Origin of the sequence: Pontibacter burrus, from assembly GCF_010686685.1 — a bacterium.
GTDB classification, from domain to species: Bacteria; Bacteroidota; Bacteroidia; order Cytophagales; family Hymenobacteraceae; genus Pontibacter; species Pontibacter burrus.
Genome location: NZ_JAAGWD010000001.1, coordinates 52,973 through 65,997, shown reverse-complemented (window position 1 = coordinate 65,997; position 13,025 = coordinate 52,973). Strand labels below are relative to the sequence as shown.

Annotated in this window: 12 protein-coding genes; 9 read left to right on the top strand and 3 right to left on the bottom strand. The window is 47.3% G+C overall.

Annotated elements, in window-relative coordinates; genetic code table 11:
- Nucleotides 1–171 precede the first annotated feature (171 nt).
- The 3 genes from GXP69_RS00335 to rocD form a co-directional block, all read right to left on the bottom strand.
- The gene (locus GXP69_RS00335; RefSeq protein WP_163910816.1) at nt 172–3,951 is read right to left on the bottom strand and encodes a S8 family serine peptidase; all 3,780 of its coding nucleotides are present in this window, start codon (nt 3,949–3,951) and stop codon (nt 172–174) included.
- A gap of 182 nt (nt 3,952–4,133) precedes the next feature.
- Nucleotides 4,134–5,108, bottom strand: a complete 975-nt coding sequence (gene hemB, locus GXP69_RS00330) for a porphobilinogen synthase (protein ID WP_163910815.1) — start codon at nt 5,106–5,108, stop codon at nt 4,134–4,136.
- Between the two features lie 182 nt (nt 5,109–5,290).
- A complete protein-coding gene (gene rocD / locus GXP69_RS00325) occupies nt 5,291–6,532 on the bottom strand; it encodes an ornithine--oxo-acid transaminase (RefSeq protein ID WP_163910812.1) in 1,242 nt (413 codons plus the stop codon).
- Between the two features lie 226 nt (nt 6,533–6,758).
- On the opposite strand from rocD, the gene GXP69_RS00320 reads away from it, so the two are divergent.
- From GXP69_RS00320 to rimO, 9 genes are all read left to right on the top strand, one after another.
- Entirely contained in the window at nt 6,759–6,926 is a 168-nt protein-coding gene (locus GXP69_RS00320) for a DUF5522 domain-containing protein (protein WP_163912865.1), read from the top strand.
- Between the two features lie 109 nt (nt 6,927–7,035).
- On the top strand, nt 7,036–7,275 hold the full coding sequence (gene rpmB / locus GXP69_RS00315) for a 50S ribosomal protein L28 (RefSeq protein ID WP_163910809.1): 240 nt from the start codon (nt 7,036–7,038) through the stop codon (nt 7,273–7,275).
- Nucleotides 7,275–8,684 (top strand): aminopeptidase P N-terminal domain-containing protein, encoded by a 1,410-nt coding sequence (locus GXP69_RS00310; protein WP_163910806.1) that lies wholly within the window; start codon nt 7,275–7,277, stop codon nt 8,682–8,684. Before rpmB ends, GXP69_RS00310 begins: the two co-directional genes overlap by 1 nt.
- Nucleotides 8,685–8,701: 17 nt before the next feature.
- The gene (locus GXP69_RS00305; RefSeq protein ID WP_163910803.1) at nt 8,702–9,448 is read left to right on the top strand and encodes a hypothetical protein; all 747 of its coding nucleotides are present in this window, start codon (nt 8,702–8,704) and stop codon (nt 9,446–9,448) included.
- 159 nt (nt 9,449–9,607) lie between these two features.
- The gene (rpmG, locus tag GXP69_RS00300) at nt 9,608–9,796 is read left to right on the top strand and encodes a 50S ribosomal protein L33 (RefSeq protein WP_163910800.1); all 189 of its coding nucleotides are present in this window, start codon (nt 9,608–9,610) and stop codon (nt 9,794–9,796) included.
- Nucleotides 9,797–9,798: 2 nt separating this feature from the next.
- Nucleotides 9,799–9,951 carry a DUF4295 domain-containing protein gene (locus tag GXP69_RS00295; protein ID WP_162346559.1) on the top strand — a complete coding sequence of 51 codons (153 nt, stop codon included), beginning with the start codon at nt 9,799–9,801 and terminating at the stop codon, nt 9,949–9,951.
- 108 nt (nt 9,952–10,059) lie between these two features.
- Nucleotides 10,060–11,022, top strand: coding sequence for a signal recognition particle-docking protein FtsY (ftsY, locus tag GXP69_RS00290; protein ID WP_163910797.1), 963 nt, complete (start codon nt 10,060–10,062; stop codon nt 11,020–11,022).
- Nucleotides 11,023–11,031: 9 nt separating this feature from the next.
- Nucleotides 11,032–11,550: a carboxypeptidase-like regulatory domain-containing protein gene (locus GXP69_RS00285; RefSeq protein WP_204281873.1), complete on the top strand. Its 519-nt coding sequence runs from the start codon at nt 11,032–11,034 to the stop codon at nt 11,548–11,550.
- 3 nt (nt 11,551–11,553) lie between these two features.
- The gene (gene rimO, locus GXP69_RS00280; protein WP_163910794.1) at nt 11,554–12,867 is read left to right on the top strand and encodes a 30S ribosomal protein S12 methylthiotransferase RimO; all 1,314 of its coding nucleotides are present in this window, start codon (nt 11,554–11,556) and stop codon (nt 12,865–12,867) included.
- Nucleotides 12,868–13,025 lie beyond the last annotated feature (158 nt).

Here is a 13,025-nt window from a genome sequence, read left to right as displayed (position 1 = left end):
AGGCCCTGCTTATGCAGGGCCTTTTTGTTGCTATAGTTTGTTGCTATAGTTTGTTGCTATAGTTTGTTGCTATAGTTTGTTGCTATAGTTTGTTGCTATAGTTTGTTGCTATAGTTTGTTGCTATAGTTTGTTGCTATAGTTTGTTGCTATAGTTTGTTGCTTAGCGTTGCTTAGCGTTGCAGAACAAGTCTTTTCACGGTTACATCATCGTTCTTCTGGATGCGCAGCAGGTACATACCTGAAGCAGCTTTTCCCATATCCAGGCTCACCTCATACTGCCCGTTAAAGTTGTCGATGTTACCGCTGCGCAGTGTGTTGCCCAGCATATCGTAAATGGTATAGCTCACTACATCGGTAACAGCTAACTCGCCTGCCAGGGTAAATGTGCCGGAGCTTGGGTTCGGGTAAGCAATAAAGTCGGTTCCTAAAGGCTCCTGGCCTTGTTTATAGTTGTAAGTATAAGTAACCGATTCTTCCGAGAAGCAGCCCTCTCTTTCTACAATTACAGAATACTTGCCGCTTTCAGTTGGAATAAGCTCCTGGTTTGTTGCGCCAGCTATAGCCTGGCCATTCAGGTACCATTGGTTGCCCTCTGGTGCGCTGGAGCGGAGCGTATGGCCTGTACGCGAAACAACCGGCAGTTCAAGTGGCGTGGCTCCCTTAATTTGTACCTGTACGCGCTCGCTCTTACAACCCAGGGCTTTTACTTTCAGGTCGTAGAAGTAGTAGTAATAGGTCTCAGGATTCGGGTCGGCGGAGTTTCCGGTGATGGTAAACACATTCGGCTTGCCCACCGGGTAAGCTACGCGTGCCTGGTTGTTTCTGAAAAGTGTTGCCTCTTCACCGTATGTAGTAACGATTCTGTATTCCCCGGCAGCCGGAAGTTCCAGCCCCAGGTAATGCACTTCGCCTTTGTCGTTAGGGTCATTTATTGCTTCGCCACGGGCAGGCACAGTGCGTGTTGCGGTTACCTGTAATGTTCTCTCCGATACGAGCTCATTTGTTTTGTTAAACACGGAAAAGGTAACCTTGCCGCCCCAACCCACATACAGCCTGGCGCTCTCGAGTATAACCGGTGCATGTGCTTTTACAAATATATCCGGGGTAAACTGATTGTAGCCACCTGAGCTAAGCTCGCCTTTGGTCTTGTAGCCAACACTCATATCGAGGTCGTTCAGGGATGCATACATGGTATTTCCTACATAACTCACCGGCAACTGGAAATTATTACCGGCTGCTACCGGTGTTGTGCTGGTCGGAGAGTCGTACCAGAATACGGTACCATTACCTGTTGCTGCAAATGTATAGTTCGGGTCGTGACCGCAACGGAAAACAGAAGCCTGCGGCGCAGCGTCAGGTATAGCTATAGTCAGGTTGCTGGTTATTTTGTTATTAGATGTGATCACATCGCCCTGCAGGCCTGTTTCAGCTATTAACTCATATGTCTCGCCGGGCTCTGTGGCAAAGGCTGTAAGGATAATGCCATCTTCGCGGCCAGCTTGTAGTATGTCGCTGTAAACACCTGTAAGCTGGGCATGGACAGCTCCTTTTTTCTTAACTGTTACAGTTACAGGAATGTTTGTAAGGTCAGATGTACCGTTGTTTCTGATCCGCACGAGCACCGCCTGCGACTGGCTGGCGCAGACTGCATGGCCAACAGGGGCAACGCTAACTGCAGAAACTTCGCGTGCAGGTTTGTCTAGCTGCACCAGGTAATCCTGTGTTTCGCCGGCTGCATAAGTTCCGCACGCTGATACACTAGCAGCATTGGTTGTTTCGGCCAGCACCACACGCATACGTACTTTGTAACCTGTTGCAATCAGTTCGGGCGCCGTAATGGTAGCAGTAATAGCAGTGTTGTCTGTCACCACCCCCGATACTGCTACCTGTTCGCCGGCATCGTCAAAACTTCCGTTGCCATTCCAGTCTATAAATACTTTGGCAATTTTGCTGGCTGGTGTGGTGCAGGTAGCTGGCTTTATAGTTATAGTTTTGGCCTGGCTAGGCTCTATAGCGAACATGTTTTCGGTATAGTTGGTGTAAGACGCACAACCGGCTGTACGTGCAGGCGAAAGCGGGGCATTGTTAATCAGAACGTGCTCGATATAAGTACCCTGGTCAGATAAAGGCGCTGATGTACAGTAAATTGAACCACCTACACCGCTGGCTATAAGCGAGAAAGCCTGCGGCCCTCTTGCTAGTAGTGCACCTTTATGTGAAACTTTAATGGTATAAGTTTCGCCTGGTATAGGATTGGCAATAAATACCTGCTCCATGTTATCGAGGTGGTTGTTGCCTGTTGTTGCCGCTTTAGCAGGGTTAGCTGGATCCAGTACCCAAGGTTGGTAAATGGTATTTTTGTGTTCCACCAGTATATCCAGGTCGTTGATAAGACGCTGGCTTCTGTTGTTTAGTACAGCCGCAGTTGTAGCCAAAATTGGATTGGCCTCAGGATCTGTCCAGGAAATGGTTACTTTTAGCGGGCCGGCTCCTGATGCAACTACATCTATAGTATGTGTCTGGTTCTGTGCCAGCTGCATTTCTTCCAGCAGGTGTTTGTAATCAGGATTTGCAGCACGCTTATGATGTGTGATCACATTGGCAGCACTGGCTGTATTCATCAATCCCCAACCATAGATGTAGTCGGGACCAGGCGCAGCACCTGCTTCGTCTGCTGTGTGTATCACAAGGCCTTTTAGTGTTGCAGCACGCATAACGCTCCCGTTCATGGTGTTGGCGTAATGCTCCTGTAAAAGTATCAGCGAGCCTGATACGTTTGGCGATGCCATAGAAGTACCGCTATAGGTCGCGTAAGAATCGTCAGAAGTAGCTGTAGCAGATAATAACTGAACCCCGTTACCAACTATGTCTGGCTTGATACGGCCATCATCGGTAGGCCCCCAGCTGCTGAAATCAGAGATGTATACATCAGAAGGTCTTTTATAACCGCTCGGGACAGGGGAAACGGCACCTACAGTTAAGATGTTTTTGGCAGTTCCTGTGGTCGAGATAATATCATAACCACTGTTGTCGCTCATGCCTGCCGGGCGTGCGGCAACAAGTTCAAAGGCGCCGGATTTGTTGCGACGATAAAAAGGTTTTCCTTCAGCCGGGCCCGTTTCGTTGCGGTTATTGCCAGCCCCTTTTACTATCAGGTAGTAGGGGGCGTCAAAAGCAATCTTGTCCCAATATGCTGCGCCGGAATCATAATACCCAAACTTGAAGTCTTCGGTAGTGCTGATATCCGGGTTACCCCACCATTCCCAATACGGATCGGCATCTGTGCCTTTACGGTCGCTGTTATAGCGCCAGCCACTGATGTTGCCGTAAGAGTGGTTGGAGACAAGCAGACCTGAAGCAGCAGCAGCCATCTCGGAAGCATCGTTGTTAAAGTCGTAGGCCAGCAGGTTCTTAAGGCCGTGCGCCATACCTTTGGCCTGCGGATTTACACCTGCTGCCATCATGGTGCCTGCCACGTGAGTTGCATGGTCGTTGTTGGAAGTAGCCAGATCTTTTTGAGTAACCCGGCCTGTAAGTTCCTGGTGCGTATGGCGAACGCGGCCGCCATCCCAGATGCCCAGTTTATTGGCAACAGCATTGCTGGCACCGCTCAGGTTAAGCCCTAAGGAGCCGCCTGCCCATAGTTGATCAGTGCTAAGGGTAGCTGCCGCGCGGGAGTTGGAGTACGTGATATAGTAGATTGGCATGCCTGTAGCATCCAGCCCCTGCAGCGATATGCGTCTGCCGTCTGAGAAGGTTTTTTCAACTACCCAGCCATGCTTCCGTGCCAACTTAAGGGCTTTGCTTCTGCTGGCTTTATAGTCTTTTGCTACTGCTGATGCAAATCTGTTAAGCTCCCGCTGGTTTGTTTGTAGGTCTGCGCGCTGGGCAAATGCCGTGATGCTCGATGCCAGGCACAAGGCAACGAGCCATAGGCTCCATCTTCTCATAAAAGGTAATAGTAAGTAGTTGTGTGTTCCTAAAGTTAAAAGAAAAGCCTGATAAAGCCAACGGTGCCCGATGCTAGGTATAAATATTTAGTATGGTGTTATGACATTGATAATTAGGAGGCTTTAAATAAAAAGAGCACCAACTTGCATTGGTGCTCTTTAGCTATAGTTTTAGACCTGTATTATTTGCGGATGTACTGTGCAAACTCCTTGGCAAAGTAAGTCAGGATTACGTCGGCACCAGCACGTTTTATACTGGTTAGTATTTCTACCATCGCTTTCTCTCCGTCTATCCAGCCGTTTTGTGCGGCCGCTTTTACCATGGCATACTCGCCGCTGATGTTATAGGCAGCTATAGGTAGGTTGGAGTTATCGCGTAGCAGTTTAATTATGTCCAGGTAAGCCAGGGCTGGTTTCACCATCAGGAAGTCTGCTCCCTCGGCAGTGTCCAGTTCAGCTTCTACCAGGGCTTCGCGGCTATTGGCAAAGTTCATCTGGTAAGTTTTCTTGTCGCCTGCTTTTGGGGCAGAGTCCAAGGCATCGCGGAACGGGCCGTAAAAGGAACTGGCATATTTTGCTGTATAGCTCATGATGCCTACTTTATGAAAGCCGTTTTCGTCCAGCATCTTGCGGATGTGTGCCACACGACCATCCATCATATCCGATGGGCCAACGATATCGGTGCCGGCCTGCGCCTGTGCAAGGGCCATTTTGCCCAGTACTTCCAGGGTTTCGTCGTTCAGTATTTCGCCGTTCTTCACAATTCCATCATGACCATCCGAACTATAAGGGTCCAGGGCAACATCGGTCATTAAAACAACATTCGGGAAATTCTTCTTGATCTCGCGGATCGCTCTCGGGAACAGGCCATCCGGGTTATAGCTTTCAGTGGCTGTTGTGTCTTTTAGCTGCTCGGGTATGCTGGCAAACGGTGCAAAGGCTTTAATGCCCAACTCTACGCAGCTGTTCACTTCTTCTAAAAGGGTATCGATGGAATAACGGTTGATGCCAGGCATCGAGCTGATCTCCACTTTCTGGTTCTGGCCTTCGATTATAAATAGCGGGAAAATGAAGTCGTTCAGGCCCAGTGTGGTCTCAGCCACCATGTTCCGGATCACTTCGTTCTGGCGGTTACGGCGTGGTCTTCTGGTTATCATATCTATAGGGAATAACTATAAAAAGCTTGTAAATCAAAGTGCTGCAAAGGTACGGCTTAATTGCGGAATGTTGAATGGTTTTGCCTCTATTGCAGTACAAAAACAGTTGTAAGCCGGATTTGTTGTAAACTATAAAAGCGACATGGTAGTGCCGCTTTTATAGTTTATAGTGTTATAGTTGCTTAGAAGCTCATTAGCACCGATTCTATAATGTCGCAGCATTCGTGCAGTTGCTCTTCGGTAATGACCAATGGTGGCGCAAAACGAATGATGTCGCCATGCGTTGGCTTAGCCAGTAGGCCTTTGTTCATCAGCTCTACGCATACATCCCAGGCAGTGCGGCCGTCTACAGTCGGTTCAATTACCACCGCATTCAGCAAACCGCGGCCACGAACTATGGTTACCAGTTCCGGGCGCTCCATTTTAATCTGGTTCATGCGCTCCCTGAAGATGTGGCCAAGTTTTTCAGCGTTTTCTGTGAGGTTCTCGTCTTTTATTACTTCCAGGGCAGCTATGGCAACTGCCACAGCCAATGGGTTGCCGCCAAATGTAGAACCGTGCTCGCCTGGCTGTATGCACAACATAATATCATCGTTGGCCAGCACACAAGATACCGGTAACACGCCACCCGACAAGGCTTTGCCTAAGATCAGGATGTCGGCTTTTACATCGTCGTAATAGCTGGCCAGTAGTTTGCCGGTACGGCCAATGCCGGTCTGTATCTCATCAGTAATGAACAGCACATCATATTCTTTGCACAGTGCGTGGCACTTGGCCAGGTAACCTTCGTCGGGTACCATAACGCCGGCTTCGCCTTGTATAGGCTCTACCATAAACGCACACACATTCGGGTTCTCTTTCAGAGCCAGCTCCAGCGCGTTTGTATCGTTATAAGGAATTACTTTGTAGCCTGGCATGTATGGTCCAAAACCTTTGGTAGAGTCCGGGTCGGTAGAGAAGGAAATGATACCGGTTGTACGGCCATGGAAGTTATGTTCTACTACGATAATCTCAGCCGAATTCGGTGCAAGTCCTTTTTTAGTGTGGCCCCACTTGCGCGCCAGTTTAATGGCGGTTTCCACGGCTTCGGCGCCAGAGTTCATGTACAAAGCTTTATCGTAACCAAAGAACTCGCAGATGTATTTCTCGGCTACGCCCAGTTTGTCGTTATAAAATGCCCTGGAGGTAAGGGTTAGCTGCTGCGCCTGCTCTGTTAGGGCGTTTATAATGCGCGGGTGGCAGTGGCCCTGGTTTACGGCACTATAGGCCGACAGGAAATCGTAGTAGTGTTTGCCTTCTACATCCCAAAGGTGCACGCCCTCGCCGCGGTTAAGCACTACAGGCAGTGGATGATAGTTATGAGCGCCGTATTTGTGCTCGATATCGATAGCTTCCTGGCTCGAAGAAATGGTCTGTGTGTTCATAGTTTTAAATAACGTAAGCTCTGGCAGGCGCAGATATGCTATGCCCTAAATACTATTACAAAAAATAGAGTTAATTGTTGTAAATGTAAGAAAACGCGGCCTCAATAAAAATTAAAGAACCAGCATATACTGTATTACGGCAACTATAAAAAGGTGATTGTGAAGCGTTTTTTTGCGAATGACCTTTATTTGCGGATATTTGCACCCGATACACGAGCAGGGTAAGATGCAGCCGCTAAAAGAAGGAGAAGATTACTACCTGAACGAGCAGGGCCTGATGGTGTTTACGGCAAAGTACCACCTGAAACGGGGCTATTGTTGCCAGAGCGGATGCCGGCATTGCCCGTATGGCTTTAAAAAGAAGCAGGCAGAACAGCGGAATAAAAGCGCATAATACAGCTGCTAAGGCGGTTTTAGTAAAAATGTTGCCCGCTATTTTGACATTGTGTATCATTTTGCAGATATTTGCACCCCTATTGAAATAATTTAGAAGATAATACAAGATGGCACGAGTTTGCGACCTAACCGGTAAAAGACCTCAAGTAGGAAATAACGTATCACACGCTAACAATAAAACGAAGCGTAGATTTTATCCAAACCTTCAGAAGAAGCGTTTCTACATCCCTGAAGAGGAAGCTTGGATCACACTGAAAGTTTCTACTTCAGCTTTAAGAACTATCAACAAGAATGGTATCACTGCTGTTCTTAACAAAGCAGTAGAGCAAGGCTATATCCTGTACTAATGGCCGCCTTCCGGCTATGCGTGCTGCTGGTTTGGGCAACTATAACAGCTGCCACCGCACAGTCGCGTATATCGCCGGACAAGCCATCTGATACTTTAGATAAAGAATTTCACCGGCAACGGAGAGAGCAATTGCGTAAGCAGTTACCAGCTCGCTCCGTTGCTGTTTTTTTTGCCGCACCCGTTCGCAACCGCGCCAATGATGTAGATCACTACTATCATCAGGACCCCGATTTCTATTACCTGACCGGCTACACCGAACCCAATGCGGTGCTTTTAGTTTATGCCGAGCCACAAACTATAGACGGCAAGCAGGTGCAGGACCTGCTGTTTGTGCAGCCCAGTAACGCTCTGGCCGAACTATGGAACGGCAAGCGCCTGGGTGTGGAAGGAGCCGCGACTACCTTAGGCATCACCACACAACCCAATACTGCTTTCAAATCCTATATTAATAAGGCGAGCCTTACACAAGTATTTGCCAAGCCATTGCCAACCGATGTGCGCGACGACGAACGCGACGATGCCGACCTCTATAGTTTGCTGCAGCAGTTTAAGACTAAAAACGCTCCGACCGATGTAAAAGGATTGCAGATGGTGATGGCGCAACTACGTGAGCAGAAAACTCCGGAAGAGATTGCGTTGTTGCGTAAGGCCATTAACATCTCGGCGCAGGGGCAGATAGAGGTGATGAAAGCCATGAAGCCGGGTATGTCGGAGTTGGAGATACAGGGCCTGCATGAGTTTGTACACAAAAAGTATGGTGCCCGCTTTGTTGGTTACCCATCTATAGTTGGGGCCGGCAACAATGGCTGTGTGCTGCATTACATTGAGAGTGCCAAACCAACTATAGCTAACAACGAACTGGTGCTGATGGACGTGGGTGCTGAATACAAAGGCTATACTGCTGATGTTACTCGTACCATTCCTGCCAACGGCAAATTCTCTCCCGAACAGAAAGCCATTTACGAACTGGTGCTGAAAGCGCAGGAGGCTGCTTTTGAGCAATGCAAAGTAGGTAATGCGTTTATGGCTCCCGGCCAGGCTGCGCAGGATGTTATTGCAGAAGGATTAGTGACGCTGGGTATTATAAAGAAGAAATCAGACGCGCGCCGTTATTTCCCGCACGGCACCTCGCATTACCTGGGCCTGGATGTACATGATGCCGGCACCTATGGTCCGTTTAAGCCCAACACAGTTATAACTGTAGAGCCCGGAATTTATATACCGGAAGGCAGCCCTTGCGACAAAAAGTGGTGGGGCATCGGTGTGCGCATCGAAGACGATATCCTAATTACCGAAAAAGGCTGGGAGAACTTATCTGAACTCGCGCCCCGCACCGTAGCCGACATCGAGCAAATGATGGCTCAACCCAGCGCACTCGATGATTTTACCCTTCCAGAGATAAAGTAAACCTAAGCTATAGTTTGATGAGACTCCTGTTTCTTGCTATAGTTTTTGCCATCACTGCCTGCTCACAGCCAGATCAAAACTCAAATTCTGAAACAGAGACTGGTAGACTTGCTACTGTCTCTTCTAAGAAAGCATCCAGTGCACAGGTCAAATCTATAGTTGCGAGCAATTGTGAATATGATAATCTGACCAAAACATTAGGGATAGGCTTGGTTTCAGTTCCTGCTGCTTTTGAGCTATTCAGCGACAGCCTTCTGACAAGCAGCTATATGCAGTGGGATATGTATTCCAGTGACGTACCACCAAAACCTGTTTGTTCTAAATACTATAGTCCGGAATACGGGATTGTGCAGTTTGTGTGTTTGGCGAAGACAACAAAGTATTACAAAGTTTTATCGGGCTACGATCAGGTGTTTTACTTGCCTGTAGAAGATGGTTATGAATTTACCACCTGGTATGATTACATTTTAAGTTCATTTGGGGTAAGACGAAACACTGACTTAGGAGATGAGTGGAAAAATCAGCCTTTGCGGAAACTGCCAGATTTATCGTCCGGAGAACTGAAAATACCAGAAGGGTTGGAAATGTTCTGTGCCATGGAAGTTAAAGGAGATTGGTTGAAAGTAAAGTATGATTGCTTTTATAATACAGAAACTCCTATAGAAGAAGGCTTGCCCTGCCATCAGTACATAGACAAGTGTAACGATACAGTAACAGGCTGGTTGAAATGGAAGGATGGAAATAATGTGCTGATGATATCATGATCATGCTTTAACAGAATGATTTTTCAACTCCTTAGTCCTAAAAGTTTAACTTAATCCCTGTTAATCACCGGTGAACTTTACAATAAAATTTATAGTTTGTTTGTAGTTAAGAATTTAAGATTCTATATTTGCAGTCCCAAATAAAAAATTACTAGAGAGATGGCTAAAAAAGCAAAAGGTAATAGAATCCAGGTTATTATGGAATGCACAGAGCACAAAGCTACTGGCCTGCCTGGAACTTCAAGGTACATCACTACCAAAAACAGAAAGAATACGGCTGAGCGTTTAGAGCTTAAGAAGTATAACCCGGTGTTGAAAAAAGTAACTGTACATAAAGAAATTAAATAACCATGGCTAAGAAGGTAGTTGCAACCCTAAAGACCGCCACAGGTAAAGACTGGGCAAAAGTGATCAAAGCCGTTAAGTCGCCAAAAACTGGTGCTTACAGCTTTAAAGAAGAAATGGTTCCTGTTGATAAAGTGCAGGAAGTTCTTGCAAAATAATACAGCCTACTCTACTATTTAGATAGATAAACGAAGAAGTCCCTGCATTGGGACTTTTTTAGTATATTACCGTATCATCGCAAAAGTTTACCCTACAACGATCACACCATGGGAATTTTTGACTTTTTCAGCAAAGAGAAGAAAAAGGAATCGCTGGACAAAGGACTTGAGAAAACCAAGGACAGCTTTTTTGGGCAGCTGAGCAAAGCCGTTATCGGTAAATCTACTGTTGATGTAGATGTGCTGGACGAGCTGGAAGAAATTCTGGTGCATGCCGATGTAGGGGTAGAGACAACGGTAAAGATTATTGACCGCATAGAGAAGCGTGTAGCCCGCGATAAGTATGTAAATACTTCGGAACTGGACCGCATTCTGCGCGAAGAGATTGCTGCCCTGCTGGAAGAGAATAAAGCCGGCGACGGAGCAAACTTTGATCTGCCTGCCGGTATAAAGCCATACGTGATTATGGTGGTAGGTGTAAACGGTGTAGGTAAAACCACAACCATTGGTAAGCTTGCCTCGCAATTCCACAAGGCTGGCAAAAAAGTAGTGTTAGGCGCTGCCGATACCTTCCGTGCTGCCGCTGTGGATCAGCTGATCATCTGGGGCGAGCGTGTAGGTGTGCCGGTTATATCGCATGGCATGAACACCGACCCTGCTTCGGTGGCGTATGATGCCGTGAAGAAAGGTGTAGAGATCGGCGCTGATGTAGTGATTATCGACACAGCTGGACGACTGCACAACAAAGTTGGTCTGATGAACGAGCTTTCGAAGATCAAGCGCGTGATGCAGAAGGTAACAGAAGATACACCGCACGAAGTACTGTTGGTGTTGGATGGCAGCACAGGCCAGAACGCCCTGATTCAAGCCCGCGAGTTTACCAAGGCTACTGATGTTACTGCACTGGCTATCACTAAGCTGGATGGAACGGCTAAAGGTGGCGTAGTGATCGGTATTTCGGACGAGTTCAAGATTCCGGTGAAGTACATTGGCGTGGGTGAGAAAATTGAAGACCTGCAGCTGTTTGATAAGCAGCAGTTTGTAGAGTCGTTCTTCTCGCGCAAGAAGTAAACTATAGTTATGAGAAGCATACTGTTTCTGATGCTGCTAACATTGGCTGCCTGCTGCGGTAGCAAGCAGGGCAAAACAACTACAGCTTCAGAAACAGGAACTATAACACAACCTGAAACTACGCAGGTGCAGCAAAGCCAGGCAGCTATCAAACAAGGAATAAGCGGCCGTATTCTGTGGGAATCCGGGAACAGGATGCCCTCGCCGGATGCGCCCCCAACCGAAAGTAAACGTGGTGTGCAGCGTACAGTTTACATCTATAAGCTGACCAATGCCAACCAGGTTACCACACAAAACGGTGTTTTTCACACCAACATTCAAACTAATTTAGTCTCTAAGGTTGTTACAGATGCTAACGGATACTTTTCTGTTGCGCTGGAGCCCGGCAACTATAGCCTTTTTACAGAAGAAGAGAAGGGGCTATATGCTAACCTTTTCGATGGAGAAATGAACATTTTTCCGGTAGAAGTGAAGAAGGGCGAAGTAACGACGATTGAGTTCCTGATAAATTACCAAGCAAGCTATTAATACGTGAAAGTAAGATCTCTCAAAAAAGATAAGGTAAACGTAATTACGCTGGGTTGTTCTAAAAACCTGGTGGATTCGGAAGTGCTGATGGGGCAGCTGCGTGCCAACGAATTTGAAGTGGCGCACGAGTCTGACAAAGATGATTCGAACATCATTATCGTGAATACCTGCGGCTTTATTGATAACGCCAAGCAGGAATCGATAGATACTATTCTGCGCTACGCAGATGCCAAAGAAGCTGGCCAGATAGATAAACTATACGTAACCGGTTGCCTTTCGCAGCGCTACAAAGATTCTCTGGAAGCTGAGATTCCGCAGGTAGATGCTTACTTCGGTACATTGGAACTACCGCGCCTGCTTAAGACCCTGGAAGCAGACTATAAGCATGAACTGATTGGTGAACGCTTGCTAACAACGCCATCGCATTACGCCTACTTTAAAATTGCCGAAGGCTGTAACCGCCCTTGTTCTTTCTGTGCGATACCGTTAATGCGTGGCAAACACGTAGACCGCCCGATTGAAGACTTGGTGCGCGAAGCAAAGCGTCTGGCTGGTATGGGAACGAAAGAGCTTATCCTGATTGCACAGGATCTGACCTACTATGGGTTACAACATTATGGCGAACGTAAACTAGCTGATTTGTTACGCAACCTGTCGGACGTAGATGGCATTGAGTGGATCAGGATGCAGTACGCATACCCGTCACAGTTCCCGATGGAAGTGTTCGACGTGATGAACGAGCGCGACAACATCTGTAAGTACCTGGATATGCCATTGCAGCACATCTCGGATAACATGCTGAAGACGATGCGCCGCGGTATCAGCAAACGCAGAACAATTGAGCTGGTAGACCAGATTCGTCAGCGCGTACCGGATATTGCGTTGAGAACAACGTTGATCGCAGGCCACCCGGGCGAAACAGACCAGGATTTCCAGGAATTATACGACTGGGTAGAAGAAACCCGCTTTGACAGACTGGGCATTTTTACCTACTCGCACGAAGACAACACGCACGCATTTACGTTGGAAGACAATGTGCCAGCCGAAGTGAAGCAGGAGCGTGCTGATGCGGTTATGGAGCTGCAGCAGGGCATCTCGGTAGAGCTGAACGAAGCTAAAGTAGGCAACACGTACAAAGTACTGTTCGATAGAAAAGAAAGCGGCTACTTTGTAGGCCGTACCCAATACGACTCACCGGAAGTAGACAACGAAGTGCTGGTGCCTGCCGATAGCAACTATGTTAGACTGGGAGATTTCGCAAACGTGAAGATCACCGATTCTTCTGACTTTGACCTGTACGGTGAAGTAATAGCGTAAACAACTATAGCTCAAATAAAAATCGTCCTTACCGGCAAGCACCGGTAAGGACGATTTTTATTTTGTTGTAATCCGATCTGTATCTATATTGAGCTAATAAAGATTGATGTCGTTTATTAAAACAAGTACAGCAGGTTAACTGTAGTTACTGTAGCACC

Bases quoted from the DNA above. Each gene is read 5' to 3' on its own strand.
- GXP69_RS00335 (WP_163910816.1), bottom strand. From the start codon at position 3,951: ATGAGAAGATGGAGCCTATGGCTCGTTGCCTTGTGCCTGGCATCGAGC.
- hemB (WP_163910815.1), bottom strand. From the start codon at position 5,108: ATGATAACCAGAAGACCACGCCGTAACCGCCAGAACGAAGTGATCCGG.
- rocD (WP_163910812.1), bottom strand. From the start codon at position 6,532: ATGAACACACAGACCATTTCTTCGAGCCAGGAAGCTATCGATATCGAG.
- GXP69_RS00320 (WP_163912865.1), top strand. From the start codon at position 6,759: ATGCAGCCGCTAAAAGAAGGAGAAGATTACTACCTGAACGAGCAGGGC.
- rpmB (WP_163910809.1), top strand. From the start codon at position 7,036: ATGGCACGAGTTTGCGACCTAACCGGTAAAAGACCTCAAGTAGGAAAT.
- GXP69_RS00310 (WP_163910806.1), top strand. From the start codon at position 7,275: ATGGCCGCCTTCCGGCTATGCGTGCTGCTGGTTTGGGCAACTATAACA.
- GXP69_RS00305 (WP_163910803.1), top strand. From the start codon at position 8,702: ATGAGACTCCTGTTTCTTGCTATAGTTTTTGCCATCACTGCCTGCTCA.
- rpmG (WP_163910800.1), top strand. From the start codon at position 9,608: ATGGCTAAAAAAGCAAAAGGTAATAGAATCCAGGTTATTATGGAATGC.
- GXP69_RS00295 (WP_162346559.1), top strand. From the start codon at position 9,799: ATGGCTAAGAAGGTAGTTGCAACCCTAAAGACCGCCACAGGTAAAGAC.
- ftsY (WP_163910797.1), top strand. From the start codon at position 10,060: ATGGGAATTTTTGACTTTTTCAGCAAAGAGAAGAAAAAGGAATCGCTG.
- GXP69_RS00285 (WP_204281873.1), top strand. From the start codon at position 11,032: ATGAGAAGCATACTGTTTCTGATGCTGCTAACATTGGCTGCCTGCTGC.